12 protein-coding genes are annotated in these 16,751 nt (G+C 42.1%); 8 read left to right on the top strand and 4 right to left on the bottom strand.

The annotated features are described in order from the left end of the window. On the bottom strand, positions 1-248 hold a 248-nt coding region (locus V7L20_RS11080), incomplete at its 3' end, for a hypothetical protein (protein WP_334744123.1). Positions 249-275: 27 nt separating this feature from the next. Continuing rightward, a complete protein-coding gene (locus V7L20_RS11075) occupies positions 276-458 on the bottom strand; it encodes a hypothetical protein (RefSeq protein WP_334744122.1) in 183 nt (60 codons plus the stop codon). 222 nt (positions 459-680) lie between these two features. Between V7L20_RS11075 and V7L20_RS11070 the strand changes: the two genes are divergently transcribed. The 4 genes from V7L20_RS11070 (at position 681) to fabD (ending at position 5,593) form a co-directional block, all read left to right on the top strand. Then, positions 681-2,162, top strand: coding sequence for a leucyl aminopeptidase (locus V7L20_RS11070; RefSeq protein ID WP_334744121.1), 1,482 nt, complete (start codon positions 681-683; stop codon positions 2,160-2,162). A gap of 228 nt (positions 2,163-2,390) precedes the next feature. Further along, positions 2,391-3,413, top strand: a complete 1,023-nt coding sequence (gene plsX / locus V7L20_RS11065) for a phosphate acyltransferase PlsX (protein WP_334744120.1) — start codon at positions 2,391-2,393, stop codon at positions 3,411-3,413. A gap of 186 nt (positions 3,414-3,599) precedes the next feature. Further along, a complete protein-coding gene (locus V7L20_RS11060) occupies positions 3,600-4,592 on the top strand; it encodes a beta-ketoacyl-ACP synthase III (RefSeq protein WP_334744119.1) in 993 nt (330 codons plus the stop codon). 119 nt (positions 4,593-4,711) lie between these two features. After that, positions 4,712-5,593, top strand: coding sequence for an ACP S-malonyltransferase (gene fabD / locus V7L20_RS11055; RefSeq protein WP_334744118.1), 882 nt, complete (start codon positions 4,712-4,714; stop codon positions 5,591-5,593). Between the two features lie 282 nt (positions 5,594-5,875). Here the strand turns inward: fabD and V7L20_RS11050 are convergent, their stop codons facing one another. Both V7L20_RS11050 and V7L20_RS11045 read right to left on the bottom strand, forming a co-directional pair. After that, positions 5,876-6,070, bottom strand: a complete 195-nt coding sequence (locus tag V7L20_RS11050; protein ID WP_334744117.1) for a hypothetical protein — start codon at positions 6,068-6,070, stop codon at positions 5,876-5,878. A 54-nt stretch (positions 6,071-6,124) separates the two neighbouring features. Further along, entirely contained in the window at positions 6,125-11,572 is a 5,448-nt protein-coding gene (locus V7L20_RS11045) for a trifunctional serine/threonine-protein kinase/ATP-binding protein/sensor histidine kinase (RefSeq protein ID WP_334744116.1), read from the bottom strand. A 133-nt stretch (positions 11,573-11,705) separates the two neighbouring features. Between V7L20_RS11045 and V7L20_RS11040 the strand changes: the two genes are divergently transcribed. The 4 genes from V7L20_RS11040 (at position 11,706) to V7L20_RS11025 (ending at position 16,739) form a co-directional block, all read left to right on the top strand. Next, on the top strand, positions 11,706-12,344 hold the full coding sequence (locus V7L20_RS11040) for a lysophospholipid acyltransferase family protein (protein ID WP_334744115.1): 639 nt from the start codon (positions 11,706-11,708) through the stop codon (positions 12,342-12,344). A gap of 253 nt (positions 12,345-12,597) precedes the next feature. Continuing rightward, positions 12,598-13,629 (top strand): AI-2E family transporter, encoded by a 1,032-nt coding sequence (locus V7L20_RS11035; protein ID WP_334744114.1) that lies wholly within the window; start codon positions 12,598-12,600, stop codon positions 13,627-13,629. Between the two features lie 90 nt (positions 13,630-13,719). Further along, the gene (locus V7L20_RS11030; RefSeq protein WP_334744113.1) at positions 13,720-14,016 is read left to right on the top strand and encodes a DUF2288 domain-containing protein; all 297 of its coding nucleotides are present in this window, start codon (positions 13,720-13,722) and stop codon (positions 14,014-14,016) included. A gap of 194 nt (positions 14,017-14,210) precedes the next feature. Then, complete coding sequence (locus tag V7L20_RS11025) at positions 14,211-16,739, top strand: endonuclease MutS2 (protein ID WP_334744112.1); 2,529 nt, start codon at positions 14,211-14,213, stop codon at positions 16,737-16,739. Positions 16,740-16,751 lie beyond the last annotated feature (12 nt).

Raw genomic sequence — 16,751 nt, 5'->3', positions numbered from 1 at the left:
ATCAAAGACTCATCAACGGAGTTCTGAGGTGGATTCATGAGTATCAAAGACTCATTAACGGAGTTCTGAGGTGGATTAACGAGTATCAAAGACTCATCAACGGAGTTCTGAGGTGGATTAACGAGTATCAAAGACTCATCAACGGAGTTCTGAGGTGGATTCATGAGTATCAAAGACTCATTAACGGAGTTCTGAGGTGGATTAACGAGTATCAAAGACTCGTTAACGGAGTTCTGAGGTGGATTCACGAGTATCAAAGACTCGTTAACGGAGTTCTAAGGTGGATTCACGAGTATCAAAGACTCGTTAACGGAGTTCTGAGGTGGATTAACGAGTATCAAAGACTCGTTAACGGAGTTCTGAGGTGGATTAACGAGTATCAAAGACTCGTTAACGGAGTTCTGAGGTGGATTCATGAGTATCAAAGACTCGTTAACGGAGTTCTGAGGTGGATTCATGAGTATCAAAGACTCGTTAACGAGTGCTATTTATATTAATTTGTTAAATTATACTGACTCACCCCTGCTCCCCAATGCTTAATACTTCGACTACGCCCCTCAGTTCCGCTCGGGCTGAACTTAGGACAAGCTCAGTACAAGTGCCCACTTCCCTTACCATGAAACAAGAATTTTGAGCAATACTGGTACAAGAAGGAATATTTACACAAAATCCCAAACAAAATGAAAATTCAACCTAGTGATAAGCCTTTGCTAGAGTGGGCAGGCGATAGTTTAGCAATTGGATTATTTGAAGATGCAGTAGAGTTAACTGGAGAATTGGCAACTTTAGATCAAAAGTTTTCCGGCGTCTTACAAGAACTAATTGCTGAAGAAGAATTTAAAGGTAAAGCCAACAGTACCATCTTCACTCGTGTGAATCCTGGTGGCTCAGTGCGGAAATTGATTCTGGTAGGTTTAGGTAAACCAGATGCACTAAAACTCGACACTTTGCGACGCGCTGCTGCTGCTGTAGCTAGAGTGGCAAAAAAGCAAAAAAGCAAAATTCTGGGATTTAGTTTGCCTTTGTGGAATAACGATCCAACCGCAAGCGCCCAAGCGATCGCAGAAGGTGTAGAATTGGCGCTTTACCAAGATATTCGCTTTAAGTCAGAACCAGAAGATAAAGGTTCTCAAATAGAAACCGTAGATTTACTAGGATTCGGTGGACAAGAAGCAGCCATCACCCGCGCCAATCAAATAGTGTCAGGGGTAAACTTGGCACGGGAGTTAGTAGCAGCACCAGCTAATGCAGTAACACCAATTACTTTGGCAGAAACTGCCCAAGCGATCGCCAAGGATCACGGTTTACAACTGGAAATTCTGGAACGAGAAGATTGTGAAAAATTGGGCATGGGTGCTTTTTTGGGAGTCGCCCAAGCTTCCGATTTGCCACCTAAATTTATTCACCTGACTTACAAGCCAGAAGGTACAGCCAAAAGAAAACTAGCAATTATTGGCAAAGGTTTAACCTTCGACTCCGGCGGACTCAACATCAAAGGAGCTGGTAGCGGCATCGAAACCATGAAAATTGATATGGGCGGTGCAGCAGCAACCTTGGGTGCGGCAAAAGCAATTGCTCAAATTAAGCCAGATTCGGAAGTTCACTTCATCTCGGCAGCGACCGAAAATATGATTAGCGGCCACGCCATGCGCCCTGGAGATATTCTCACAGCATCAAACGGCAAAACAATCGAAGTGAATAACACCGACGCTGAAGGACGTTTGACCCTCGCAGATGCCTTGGTGTATGCCGACAAATTGGGATTAGATGCGATCGTAGATTTAGCCACCCTCACTGGCGCTAATGTTATTGCCTTGGGTGAAGATATTGCTGGTTTGTACACACCCGATGATGCTGTAGCTTCCCAGTTAGAGAAAGCTGCCGAAACTTCAGGAGAAAAGATTTGGCGGATGCCAATGGAAGAAAAATATTTTGAAGGGTTAAAGTCTGGCATTGCGGACATGAAAAATACTGGCCCGCGTCCAGGTGGTTCTATTACCGCCGCCCTTTTCCTTAAGCAATTTGTCAAAGACACATCTTGGGCACACTTAGATATTGCTGGCCCAGTGTGGACAGATAAAGAAAATGCCTACAACGGCGCAGGAGCAACCGGCTACGGTGTTCGGACGCTAGTTAATTGGGTAGAAGGGAGTGGGGAGTAGGGAGTAAACAAGCAGGGGCCAAGGGGGAGAATAACAAAATTACCTCTTTCCCCTTTGCTGCCTGCTCCCTGCTGCTCTACCTCTTTCCAATGCCAAATTCGTGCTATCTTGAGCTAGCCAGCAAAAATTGTTGCAATAGTAACAGAAATAATTTGGCGGTCAGAAAGTTAAGCTTTTTCGGGCATTGCCATCTGGTAAAATTTGTAAGGTTTCTAGAAACTGTGAGCAATGGGATCGACTCGCGTAAGGATCGCAATTGACGCAATGGGAGGGGATCACGCACCCGGTGAAATCGTTGCTGGCGCATTGCGAGCAAGGGAAGAATTGGGTGTAGATGTATTATTGGTTGGTGATCCTCAACAAATAGAAGCTGCCTTGCCGCCAAAAACGAATTTAGGGCAGGTGGAGATCGTGACTGCACAGGAAGCGATCGCTATGGATGAGGAGCCTTTAAATGCAGTTAGACGCAAACGCAAGGCTTCCATCAATGTGGCGATGGATTTAGTGAAGCAGCAAAAAGCAGATGCCGTATTTTCTGCCGGTCACTCTGGAGCAGCTATGGCATCAGCTTTGCTCCGCTTAGGACGATTGCCGGGAATTGATCGCCCAGCCATAGGGACTGTTTTTCCCACGATTATTGCTGGTAAGCCAGTGTTAGTACTTGATGTCGGTGCGAATGTAGATTGCCGTCCCAAGTTTTTAGAGCAGTTTGCCGTCATGGGATCGGCTTACAGTAAATATGTCTTAGGTACAACCGAACCGAAGGTAGGTTTGTTGAATATTGGTGAAGAAGACTCTAAGGGCAATGATGCAACCGTCCGCGCCCACCAAATGCTCCGCGAAAATTCTCAAATTAATTTTATTGGCAATGCCGAAGGGCGTGATGTGCTTTCCGGTTGCTTTGATGTAATTGTTTGCGATGGGTTTGTGGGCAATGTATTATTAAAATTTGCCGAAGCCGTCGGAGAAGTGATTCTGCAAATTCTGCGGGAAGAATTACCCCAAGGATTACACGGTCAAATCGGTTCAGCACTCTTAAAACCAAACCTGAAGCGGATCAAGCAGCGCATGGATCACGCAGAACACGGCGGCGCTTTGCTGTTGGGTGTGGCGGGAGTCTGTTTTATCGGTCACGGTAGCTCACAAGCTCCTTCAATTTTTAATGCAATTCGCATGGCAAAAGAAGCTGTTGACAACCAGGTGCTACAACGAATTCAGTCCCAATATATCCTAGAGCGCGAAAGCGGTTAGTCATTAGTCATTGGTCACTTGTACTGAGCTTGTCCTGAGCTTGTCGTGAGCGTAGTCGAAGGGCGTAGCCGAAGTATTAGTCATTAGTTATTAGTCATTGGTCATTTGTAAAGGACAACTGACAAAGAGCAAAGGACAAAAGACAAAAGACAAAGGACAAGAAGCTGATAGCTTGGGAGATTAAGAGTGCAAAACTTAGGCGTAGCAATTATCGGAAGTGGCTCGGCAGTACCAGCAACTTCCCTACACAACCAGACATTGAGTGAAGTAGTTGAAACATCAGATGAGTGGATAACTACAAGAACTGGAATTCGTCAACGGCGATTAGCCCTGCCATCTGAGTCCTTGAGTGTACTCGCTACTGCTGCCAGCCGTAATGCGATCACAGCTTCGGGAATTAAACCAGAAGACCTAGACCTAATTTTGCTGGCGACATCCACCCCTGATGATTTGTTTGGTACTGCTTGTCAAATACAGGCGCAATTGGAAGCCACCAACGCAGTAGCTTTTGACTTAACTGCTGCCTGCTCTGGCTTTGTGTTTGGTCTAGTTACAGCAGCCCAATACATTAGGACAGGTGTTTATAAAAATGTACTGTTGATAGGGGCAGATATCCTCTCTCGCTGGGTAGATTGGGAAGATCGGCGCACTTGTGTATTATTCGGTGATGGTGCAGGGGCAGTAGTATTACAGGCTGATAAAAGCGATCGCTTGTTGGGATTTGCCCTTAAAAGTGATGGTACTCAAAACCATCACCTTAACCTTGCTTATACAAGCGCTTCTCAAGAACTACTTCCCAATGTAAGTATCACAAAAGGCGGTTACCAACCAATTACTATGAACGGCAAAGAAGTCTACCGCTTTGCTGTGCAAAAAGTGCCCGAAATCATTGATAAAGCTTTATTTCAAGCCAACCTCAATGTTGACCAAATAGATTGGCTGTTATTGCATCAAGCCAATCAGCGAATTATTGATGCTGTTGCCCAACGCCTGAATGTCCCAGAAGATAAAGTTATAAGTAATCTCGCCCAATATGGCAATACCTCTGCTGCTTCCATTCCGTTAGCTTTAGATGAAGCAGTGCGGGAAGGAAAAATTAAACCCAATGACATCGTTGCTGCATCAGGCTTTGGTGCCGGTCTTAGCTGGGGTGCAGCAATTTTCCAATGGGGAAGGTGAAGAGTTAGGAGTTAGAGTTATGAGTTAAAAGTTATAAGTTTTAATGTTTTACTCCTCATTCCTAATTCCTAACTTTTCACTCCTCACTCCTAACTTTTCACTTTTCTGATTCTTGACCAATGACAAAAACTGCATGGGTATTTCCCGGACAAGGTTCCCAAGCGCTGGGAATGGGAATGGATTTACTAGATATACCATCGGCTAAAGATAAGCTTGCCAAAGCTGAGGAGATTTTGGGCTGGTCTGTAACCGAAATCTGTCAAAATCAAGAAGAAAAATTATCACAAACTCTATACACTCAGCCAAGTCTTTATGTTATAGAAACCATTCTTGCTGATCTTCTCCAAGAACAAGGACACCAGCCAGATTTAGTGGCTGGTCACAGTTTGGGAGAATATTCTGCCCTTTATGTAGCGGGTGTCTTTGAATGGTCGGCTGGGTTATATCTTGTAAAGCGCCGTGCAGAACTTATGGATAATGCCGTCGATGGTATGATGGCAGCTTTGATGAACTTTGATTGCGAACAGTTAGAAAAAGTCATTGCTCAAACGCCTGATGTGGTAATAGCAAATGATAATAGTTCGGCTCAGGTAGTAATTTCAGGCACGACTGAGGCTGTACAAGCGGTAATGACTCAAGTTAAAGCAAAGCGTGCTATTCCCTTAAAAGTTTCTGGAGCATTTCATTCATATTTAATAGCACCAGCAGCTGCAAAATTTCAAGATATTTTAGAATCCGTGGAATTTCAGCCAGCTACTGTACCAGTACTGTCTAATGTAGAACCAATTCCGTCTATTGATGCCAAGGTTTTAAAGCAACGCCTGAATAAACAAATGACTGGTTCTGTAAGATGGCGAGAAATTTCTCTGCAATTACCAGCCAACGGCATTCAGCAAGTAATAGAAATTGGCCCTGGTAAAGTGCTAACTGGTTTAATTAAACGTAGTAGCCCTCACTTAATATTAAAAAATATCCAGAGTGCTGCTGATTTGCCTGATTAATTCTTTTTTTATGAAAAATTTCAGTAGTCTTGTAGTAAACTCTCGCGCCTACAAGTTGCACTATTTTCTTTGTCAAAAAAAGCTGCAAACCCTCTCCTTTGTTCCCAGCAAGAACTGCCCCTCTGCGGCCTCAATTGCTTGCTTAAATGCTTAACAGCTTACCCCTGTTTTGCTTTGCTCCACGGCAGGGGAGAAGGACTTGCTCCCCTGCCAAGTGCCCCTTCCCTCCTGCCTCTTCGGTCAAGCAGAAAGTTCGTGTCCATATGCAGATGTAGGTATATGCTAGATAGGTAGCTGGATCACAAACTCAGTACCTTTGCTGAAAATTAATGCCAAGGTGAGATCGTAATAACTTTGCCAGCTATTTGCTGTTGGCAATTCCATTCGTTTTGTAAGTTGGTTGAACTTTAGTGTTACCCGACAAACCTCTAACAATGTTGGCTTACCCTGCGGGATCTTGCTACGTTCCTCAACCAAACATACATTGGAGTTATTTTTTAGGCAAAACCTACGCAGTATTGATCCCTGTCTTCATTCTTCGACAGGTAGGATAATCTGAAATTCTGTCCCCTGTCCTAATTTAGAAACAAAGTTAATTTGTCCGTTATGAGTTGAAATAATGGAGTAGGCTACTGCTAATCCTAATCCCGTTCCTTTACCCACAGCTTTTGTGGTGAAGAACGGGTCAAATACTCGTTTTTGGATTTTTTCAGAAATTCCAATCCCATTATCGGCAATGCGAATGTTCACACTCTTAGTTAGAGAATTACTGAGTTCGGTACGAATTGTAATAGTACGAGTTGTTATTTGAGCTTCATCTAAGGCATCAATGGCATTATTCAAGATATTCATAATTACCTGATTGATTTGTTTGGCGTGACAACTCACTCGCGGAAGATCAGCATAGTCTTTGATAATTTCAATTTCACTAAGTCGGTGTTGCAGAATTAACAGCGTATTCTCAATACCCTCATGAATATTGACAGCTTTGATATCTGCTTCATCAAGTCGGGCAAAATTCCGTAAAGATAAGACAATATTCTGAATACGTTGACTACCTTGTTGTATTGAATTCAGAAGATTTGGTACGTCTTTGATCGCGTAATCTAAATCTTTTTCATTGAAATAAGCTTGAATTTTGGTAGTAGGTTGTGGACATTGCTGTCGATAAAGATTAATACCCTCTAGCAAATCTTGGAAATGCTCTTTTAAATATGTAATATTACCGTAAATAAAGCTAATTGGATTATTGATTTCATGGGCAATCCCAGCGACCAATTGTCCCAAACTCGACATTTTTTCAGCATGAATCAATTGAGCTTGGGTTTGTTGTAGTTCCTCAAGAGTATGGGATAATTGCTGATTTTTGTGATGAAGTTCTTGGGTGCGCTGGTCTACTTTTTGCTCTAAGGTGTTGTAGAGTAAGGCGTTTTCTAAAGAAATTGCTGCTTGACTGGTTAATAATTCTAGTATATCTAAGCGATCGCCTACAAATGCACCCATTGTTAGCTGATTTTCTAAGTACAAAATCCCCATTAACTGCCCCTGATTCAGAATTGGCATACACAGCGCACTTTTGGGTTGATGCTGGCGCATATATTCTCCAATCACATTAGGCAGATGGGTTTTGAGATTATCAATTACAACAGTTTCTAGAGTGTTTTTTACATACTGGATCAGTTTGATTGGAATACTAGCATGATTATTTAAAGGTACTGTTTGCAATATAGTGCCTTCTAAGGTGGCGATCGCTCGCACTTGCCATAAGCCATTTTGAAAGAGAATTAACGCACACCGATCAGCACCAGCATTTTCGAGAATAATCTGAGTTAGCTTCTGGATTAGCTCATCTAAGTGAATTGCGGTAGAGATTGCTTGGGAGGCTTTAAAGACAGATCCAAAGTCCAGCACCGAATTGCTGCTGGAGGGACTTGAGATATGGGTGGAAGAGTGAATAGAGGCGCTAGATGCCACACTCTTACTCAGTGTTTCTTGCAAGTTGAGTTTGAGATTTTTTTGTTGCAAAATTACCCACAGAAGTTCTGGATAACGTTGTTCTAAGTCTTCTACTTTGGTTTTGGCTCCCCAACGGGCATAGCAGTAGTAAGCTTCTTGCATATAGACCTGAGCAATTTTTTCTTTGCCCCAATCAAGGTAGAATTTGGCAGCCAGTTCATTGCTAAGTGCTGCTTCTTGGATGTAGCCATTTTCTTTTGCTCCAGCAATGGCAAGGTCGTAAAATTCTATTGCTGCGGTTTTTTGTGCTAGTATCCGACACTTTTCTGCTTCCACCAATTGGAATCGATGCTGATGATTCATGGGTGCATAATTTGCCCATTGTTGCATGGTGTCTTGATTTTCTGCTACCTGCTCTAAAATTTTCTGTTGTTGTGCGGGTGACAACGTGGGAAATAAAGCTAGTTGCAACAGCGAATCATAAAGATTAAGCACTGGAGTGTTCACCATTGCATATCCTGAACCGGAATATTGTTTGGCTTTGACAGCATATTCCACTGCCAAATCCAGTGCTTGAAATAGATAACAAAGCATCAATTTGTTGACAAATAAATGCCATAAACCAGTGCCATCATTAGTTTGTTCATGTAACGCCAGCATTGACCTCTCATCATAGGCTGCGCCAACTAATTCCCAAGGAATAGTTTTTGGCTCAATTAAATTCAAGACCACTTGGTGGTAAATATTGTTGTAATTAAGTGCCGTTATTTGGTTAATTTTTGCTATTGCTGCCCCATAAATCGCTAATTCATTAGCTAGTTTGCTTAATTCTTGACCAGCAATATAAGCTTGTAAGCAATAAATATAGGCAGCATAACCAGCATAAGCCAAATCTCCACTATTTAGCCCAATGGTATAAGCTTGTAGTAATGGTTTGAGCGTTGATGTTACAGGCTCTTTCCAGTGGCTCACAAAATGATAAACCACTACGAGGACTCTTGCTTCGTATTCCTGATTTTGAAACTTGGACAGCAGTTGCAACGCTAACTTACCCAATTCATGACCTGTTGGAATACTATTTGGTTGACCACAAAGCATGAATCCATAAACTGAGTAAGTGAAGGCAGAACCGGAAGTATTTCCGTATTTTATAGAAAGAGTAACTTCCTTCAGTGCTAGCAAGCGATGGAGTTCAGGTTTTGCTAGATAAGCAGGAGTAGTTACTTTAACTAAGACACGCAAGGCTGCACGTAATTCGGGATTCTGTATCTCTGGCAAATCAACTAATTCAGCAACTGTTTTGCCACTCAAGGTAGCTTGAGTCTCTTGCAAAGCGAGAACAAAATCCTCATCTGTTGGTTCTTTAGGAAACTCAATGCCAATCGGCTGCAAAAATTGCATGGCTGTATCGATCGCTGCCAATAATTTTCCTTGAACTGTGTAAGCTTCAATTTTTACTTCATATACTTTGGCTATATCAGTTACAGCTTTTGCGTGTTGTAAAATTTCTTGGGCAAAATCTTCCATTGCCTCAATTTCACCACACAGATAACTGGCTTCGGTTGCTTCGTTATACAAACTTAAAGTCAAATTGTAGTCAAATTCCCAAGGGTTGAATGGTAGCAATTGAATACCTGTTTTCAGATAAACAATTGCTGAACTGTATGCAGTTGAGGCTTTTGCCTGTTTCCCAGCCATGAAATTTAACTGTGCGAGTTCATGGCGTTCTTGAGGTTGATGGAAAAGTTCAAGCCCAATATTTAGCTGATTAGCGATCGCAAAAATCCAATCTTCTAATTCAGCTTTCGGGGTATTTTGCCACAGCAAGCGGCCAATTTTGACATGGGTTATCTGTTTGTGATCTTCAGGAATCAGTGAGTAAGCGGCTTGTTGGACGCGATCGTGCAGGAATTTATATGCTACAACATGAGCGGTTTCCTGATTACTAGCTTGATTTTCTCGGTCTATATAAAACTTATAAACTTGACTTTGTGGTAGAATCAAACCTTCTTGTAATGCTTTCCACAATGCGGCGGCGGTTTCGATTTGGGATTGTTGATAAACAATCGCCAAGGTATGTAAATCAAACTGATTCCCAATACAAGCCGCCAGTTTTAAAACCTCCTGAGTTGCTGGTGTTAGTTTCTGCAACTGTTGTGCCATAAACTCCACCACATCATCTGTCAGTGCCAATTGCTTGATTTGGGCAATATTACATTGCCAATGCCCGATTTGAAAATTAAATTGAATATAATTATCCTGATGCAGTGCCTTGAGAAACTGAGTGGTAAAGAAGGGATTTCCTTTGGTTTTTTGATATACCAGTTGCGTTAATGGCTGTGCTATTTCTAGTTGACAATTGAGGGTATCTGCTAACAACTGATTCACACTTACTGGATACAGTGGATTGAGTATAATGTTGTTAACGACAGCTCCTGCATTGGCTATCTCATCTAGTGTCAACATTAAAGGATGTGCCGGGAAGACCTCATTATCTCGGTATGCCCCAAACAGCAATAAGTAGCCACTCTGGGATTCATCCATGAGTAGCTGCATCAGCTTCAGTGATGCCGAATCTGCCCACTGCAAGTCATCCAAAAACATTACTAAGGGATGTTCTAGTGTGGTGAAAACTTGAATAAATTTTTGAAACAGCAGATTGAAGCGATTTTGAGCCGCCATTCCCGATAGTTCTACAGCCGGAGGTTGGGAACCAATAATTCGTTCTAGTTCTGGGATGACCTCAATAATAACTTGGGCATTTTCACCCAAAGCTGTGATAATTTTATCTTGCCACTGTTGCAAATTGGTATCAGTTTCACTCAATAGTTGCCGCATTAAATCTCGGAAGGCTTGCACAAATGCACTGAAGGGAATATTACGATTAAATTGGTCAAATTTCCCTTTGATAAAATAACCACGTTTTCTAACAATAGGTTTATGAACTTCGTTAATAACCGCAGTTTTCCCAATCCCCGAAAAACCAGCAACTAGCATCATTTCGGTTGCCCCTTGGCTGACTCTTTCAAATGCTTGCAATAGGGTTTCTACTTCGGTTTCTCTGCCATATAATTTATCGGGAATAATGAAGCGATCGCAAATATCTTGTTGTGCAATTGGAAAACTCTCGATAATACCTGTTTTTTTCAGTTGAAGCAAGCACTTTTCTAAATCATATTTCAATCCTGAAGCGCTATGATAGCGCTCTTCAGGATTCTTCGCCATCAGTTTGCTAATAATTTTTGAGAATATAGATGGAATTTCTGAATTAACTTCATGTATTAAAGGCGCTGTTTTTGCAATATGACAATGTACCAGTTCCATAGCATCCTCTGACTGAAATGGTAATTTTCCAGTCAGTAGTTCATAAAAAGTTACACCTAAAGAATAAAAATCAGTGCGGTAGTCAATCCCTCGATTCATTCTTCCAGTTTGTTCTGGGGAAATATAAGCAAGTGTTCCTTCTAATACATTGGGATTGATTAGCGTTTGGGTTTCTCGTGGTAGTAAAGATGCAATACTAAAGTCAATTAATTTAACTTGTTTGGTTTCTGGATTAATTAAAATATTGGCGGGTTTAATATCTTTATGAATAATGCGCGAGTGATAGAGTATATCTAAGGTATTGCATAGTGCGATCGCAATTCCTAAAAACTCTATTAAAGCTTCTACGCTTCCCCCTACTCTCCACTCAGTACAGACACGATTAATCGCGTCTCTTTGCACTCCCCATTCTTTAAGAGAAATCCCTCCAAAATCTTCCATTACCAATACATAGCCATTTTGGTGTTGTTCGAGGCTATAAGTTTGGATGATTAAGGGTGAGTTAAGATTTTTAGCTATGGTGTACTGATTGCGAAACCATAAGAGTTCACTGAAACTCGGATAAGGATTTTTCAGGAGTTTAATCACTACTAGTAATTCGTCAGTCTCTCGATACCCTCGATATACCAGTGTTCTGGAACCATTGTAAATTTCTTCACTGATGCGATATCCGGGAATACTGACTGTAGTGGTATTCATACTGCTAAATCCTAATATTTTCTGGATTTAGTATTCCCAAATGCTTGAAATAATTCATCTCCACAGCTTTTTGCGTTTGCTCTGGGTCTTGCGATCGCGTATGCTAAATTCAGTCTGATTTGAATTATCTTCTGTGGACAGAAACCGCGAACCGTTCATCAGTCTGGCACTTTACCACGCCTTTAAATGGTCGGTCGTCAGCCCCATGCTTCACGCTTACTTTCGGGGCCAGATTTATGGTACGGAAAATGTCCCTCAATCAGGGCCGTTGCTGGTAGTGAGTAATCACGCTAGTTATTTTGATCCGCCAATTGTCTCCAACTGTGTACGTCGTCCAGTAGCGTACATGGCTAAGGAAGAGTTATTTAAGATCCCAGTTCTGGCGCAAGCGATTAAATTGTACGGTGCTTATCCGGTGAGTCGGGGAAATGCTGATCGTAATGCCATCCGTTCCGCCCTAGAATATCTCAATAAAGGTTGGGCTGTCGGTGTTTTTTTGCAAGGTACTCGCACCCCAGATGGTCGAATTACAGACCCCAAGAGAGGCGCACTGCTGCTAGCGGCGAAAGCAAAAGCCCCAATATTACCCGTGAGTGTTTGGGGTACTGAGGAGATTTTACAAAAAGGATCGTCCCTACCTCGCGCAGTTCCCATCACTGTGAGAATTGGTAACTTGATTGATGCTCCTAATTCTAGTAATAAAGAGGAATTGGAAGGTTTGACACAAAAGTGTACCACGGTAATTAATAAGATGCATGATTTAGGAAGATGAGTTAGATACCCAAGAGATGTATGCTTTAGGATGGTAGCGATCGCTATTAGGTTGATCTAATCTTAAAATCAATTCATTCTAGGAATCAACTAAGGGACTTATAACAAATAAATCATCCATCTTCCGAGGTGGATAGCTTTCTAATACCAGACAACTAGCTTTTTTATATCTTAATTATGAATCACGAATTACGTAGTCGGTTTCTCGCCTTCTCTACGAGACGCTACGCGAATGGCGAGTATTAAAAATTATTATGAGCGGCTTTGAAACCAAGAGTTTTTGGGAGCGACTAAATAATCTGGCATTAGTTCGATTTTTGCTCTTAGTTGCTTCTGGCTGGGCAATTGTACAACTTTTAGCTTATTTTGAATCGGTCATTGTTATTTTTACATTTGCGGCAATTTTAGCTTTTTTGCTCAGTTATCCTGTACAAGGGTTGCGGCGTTTTTTGCCCCACGGTATAGCTGTTGGTGTCGTTTTCTTGCTCAGTATTGTGATTATCGGCGGTGTGATAATTACTGTGAGTTTAACGGTCTTATCTCAAGGACAACAATTAATTGATAGTATCACTGCATTTGTAAATTCTTTAGTGCCTTTATTAGAGGGACTAGAAGGTTTGTTACGAAACCGTAATTTTCAAATAGATTTAAATTTTATTGAAGAACAATTGCGGAATCAAGCTGTATCAACTCTTGTTAATAGTTTAGCTATTTTACAAGGGTTTATGACAAACTTTATAACTTTTATCTTGATTGCAGTGGTAGCTTTTTTTATGCTATTAGATGGAGATAAACTGTGGAATTTTATTTTAAAAATAGTACCAAAACAACGTCGCAATAGATTTACAAATGTAATAAAAAGGTCTTTTTTAGGATTTTTTAGAGGTCAATTACTATTAAGTGCATTTTTAACAATTTCAACATTTTTAGTATTTTTACTATTAAAAGTACCTTTTGCTTTGACATTGTCAATAATAATCGGAATTGTTGATATAATCCCTGGTATAGGCGCGACATTGGGAGTAAGCACAGTTACTCTATTTGTATTGTCTCAAGGTGTTTGGTTAGCAGTAAAAGTATTAATAACTTGTATTGTCCTCCAGCAAATACAAGATAACTTGATTGCGCCTCGAATTATGCAGGGTGCGCTGAATCTTAATCCTGTAGTGGTATTTTTTGCTTTACTAGTAGGGGCTAAAGTAGCAGGATTATTAGGTGTTTTTATATCTATTCCCATCGCTGGAGTAATTGTGTCTTTATTTGAAATTGATGAAATGAAATCATAAGTTTAGTTACTGGTCATTTGTCATTTGTCAGGAATTAAGAACTAAGGAATAATGTAAAAATAGCCATTTACAAATAAACATTGGAAAGTAATGTCGGATTTAAGAGCAGAATTAACAGAGATTTTGGATGAGGCAGAGTGGGAGTGGCTCATTCCTCATGTACAAAGAGATGCAGTAATTTTAGTGGCGCTTGAGCTAAACTTGGTGGATGTTGGAATAGCGATCGCCAGTGATAATATACCATCAGTGGAATTGTGGATTAATGAACAATTGATTACTAAACCCACGATAGTACAAGTGGGAGAATGGAATAGCGCTCGCAGTAAGCGATTTAATACTCTTATCGTTCAACCTTACGTTCTGGCGCAAGAAATAGTTGCTGCTTAATAAGTTTTTGTGATAATTTTAATCGGGGTTGTAGTCAACAAAAATATTGATGTAGTATAAAATACATCAATGTATTAAGAGGTAGAGAGCGAATATACCTCTTGAGTATTGACTAAGGCAAAATTTTCTCCTTTAAAGTTTAGCCATCTAGGGGCTAGAATTGTTACGATAATTTCAGATTAGATGTTGAAACCTTGATCCAATCTGAAACCTTAGAACTATTAGAATGGCATCGCCTCTGCCAGCACCTTGCCACTTTTGCGGCAACTAAGCTGGGGGCGACAGCTGCGCGTTATCTGAAAATACCCGATTCTCAGATCCAAAGCGAACAGTTATTAGAGCAAACCAAAGAAGTCTACCAACTTGAAACTCGTCTGACCACGGGACTGTCATTTGAGGGAATTCAAGATATTGGCGATTCCTTAGAACGGGCAGAACGCAGTGGAGTTTTGGCAGGGGATGAACTGTTAGCGATCGCTACTACCCTGGCTGGTGCCAGGAATTTGCGCCGTGTCATTGACAATCAGGAAGATTTGCCGATATTGACTGATTTGGTTGCCGATTTGCGGACTTATCCAGAAGTAGAGCAAGAAATTCATCGATGTATTGATGAACGGGGCCAGGTAACTGACCGCGCAAGTCAAAAACTGGGAGAAATTCGTACAGATTTGCGGCGATTACGCTCTCAAATTACTCAAAAGCTGCAAAATATCTTACAGACAAAATCTGGAGCAGTTCAAGAACAGCTAATTACGCAACGAAGTGATCGCTTTGTCATTCCCGTAAAAGCACCCCAAAAAGATGCCATCCCCGGTATTGTCCACGATACCTCTACTAGCGGTGCCACCCTATACGTGGAACCGAATTCAGTAGTGCCCTTAGGCAACCAATTGCGGCAGATAATTAGAAAAGAGCAAGCTGAAGAAGAAGCGATTCGCCGTGCTTTGACAGAACTTGTAGCCGCAGTCAAACTAGATTTAGAGAGGTTGTTAGCGATCGCTACCACTTTGGATCTCGCAACCGCTAGATCGCGGTATAGTTACTGGTTAGGAGCGAATCCCCCGCGATTTATCCAGCGTAAAGACAGAGAAATTATTACCTTGCGGAACTTACGACATCCCCTGTTAGTGTGGCAGCAACAGCACGAACAAGGCCAACCAGTAGTTCCTGTCGATTTGCTGATCAGTCCGCAAATTCGGGTAGTGACAATTACCGGACCAAATACTGGCGGTAAAACTGTAACCTTAAAAACCTTGGGGTTAGCAGCATTGATGGCCAAAGTGGGTTTATTTGTCCCCGCCCGTGAACCAGTAGAAATACCTTGGTTTGATAAAGTGTTGGCAGATATTGGCGATGAACAATCCTTACAGCAAAGTTTATCCACATTTTCTGGACACATCCGCCGCATTAGTCGGATTTTAGAGGCATTGGATACTGGGGACTTGGGACACTTCTCTACCAGAGGCTGCACCAACGACAACCTCAGTGCATCGCTGGGGACTGGGGAAAAAGAAATTCCTAATCCCCAATCCCTAATCTCGAATACTTTGGCTTCTCTACCAGAGGCTACGCGAACGCTCAGTACAAGTCCCCAATCCCTAGTCTTACTCGATGAAGTCGGCGCAGGAACCGATCCAGTTGAGGGTAGTGCCTTAGCGATCGCCTTATTGCAATATCTCGCCAACCATGCCCAGCTAACGATCGCTACCACTCACTTTGGGGAATTAAAAGCCCTGAAATACGAAGACGAGCGGTTTGAAAATGCCTCTGTAGAATTTGATGAAAGTACTCTCTCGCCTACTTACCGTCTGTTGTGGGGCATCCCTGGACGTTCTAATGCCTTAACTATTGCTCTACGCTTGGGATTAAAACCAGAAGTAGTAGAACAGGCGAAGACTCAAGTAGGAGAGGCCACAGATGAAGTTAACCAGGTGATTGCTGGGTTAGAAGCACAACGCCGTCGTCAAGAAACCAAAGCTGCCGAAGCCCAAAGTTTGTTGCAGCAAGCGGAACGTTTATACAAAGAAGTATCCGCAAAAGCCGCAAGTTTGGAAGAAAGAGAAAGCAGTTTGCGGGCTTCACAGGAAATAGCAGTGCAACAAGCGATCGCCCAAGCAAAAGGTGAAATTGCCCAAGTTATCCGCCGTTTGCAGAAAGGTACGCCCACAGCCCAAGAGGCCCAGCAAGCAACCAATGCTTTAAATCAGATTGGCCAGCAATATCAGCCAGTAACGCCAGCAAAACCAAAAGTTGGGTTTATGCCCAAGATAGGCGATCGCGTCCGCATTCCAAAATTGGGACAGATCGCAGATGTGATCACCGCCCCCGATGAAGATGGCGATTTAAGCGTTCGGTTTGGGCTAATGAAGATGACTGTGAAGTTACAAGACGTAGAATCTCTAGATGGTCAAAAAGCTGAACCAATCGTTAAACCCAAACCAGCCCCAGCAGCAGTAACCCCACCACCGCAAAGTGTCCCAGAAATTCGGACTTCCCAAAATACGATCGATTTACGTGGTAAACGGGTAGCTGATGCCGAATACATTTTAGATAAAGCCATCTCGGAAGCTACAGGCCCAGTTTGGATTATTCACGGGTACGGCACTGGCAAACTGCGACAAGGAGTTCACGCCTTTTTGCAACAGCATCCCAGAGTCAACAACTACGAACCAGCAGAACAAGCAGATGGCGGCAGTGGTGTTACCGTTGCTCACATAAAATAAAGCGCAGGAAAT

This window comes from Nostoc sp., assembly GCF_036916735.1.
Taxonomy (GTDB): domain Bacteria; phylum Cyanobacteriota; class Cyanobacteriia; order Cyanobacteriales; family Nostocaceae; genus Nostoc.
Note: the sequence above shows the minus strand (reverse complement) of the source record. Positions and strands in the feature narration are given on the sequence as shown.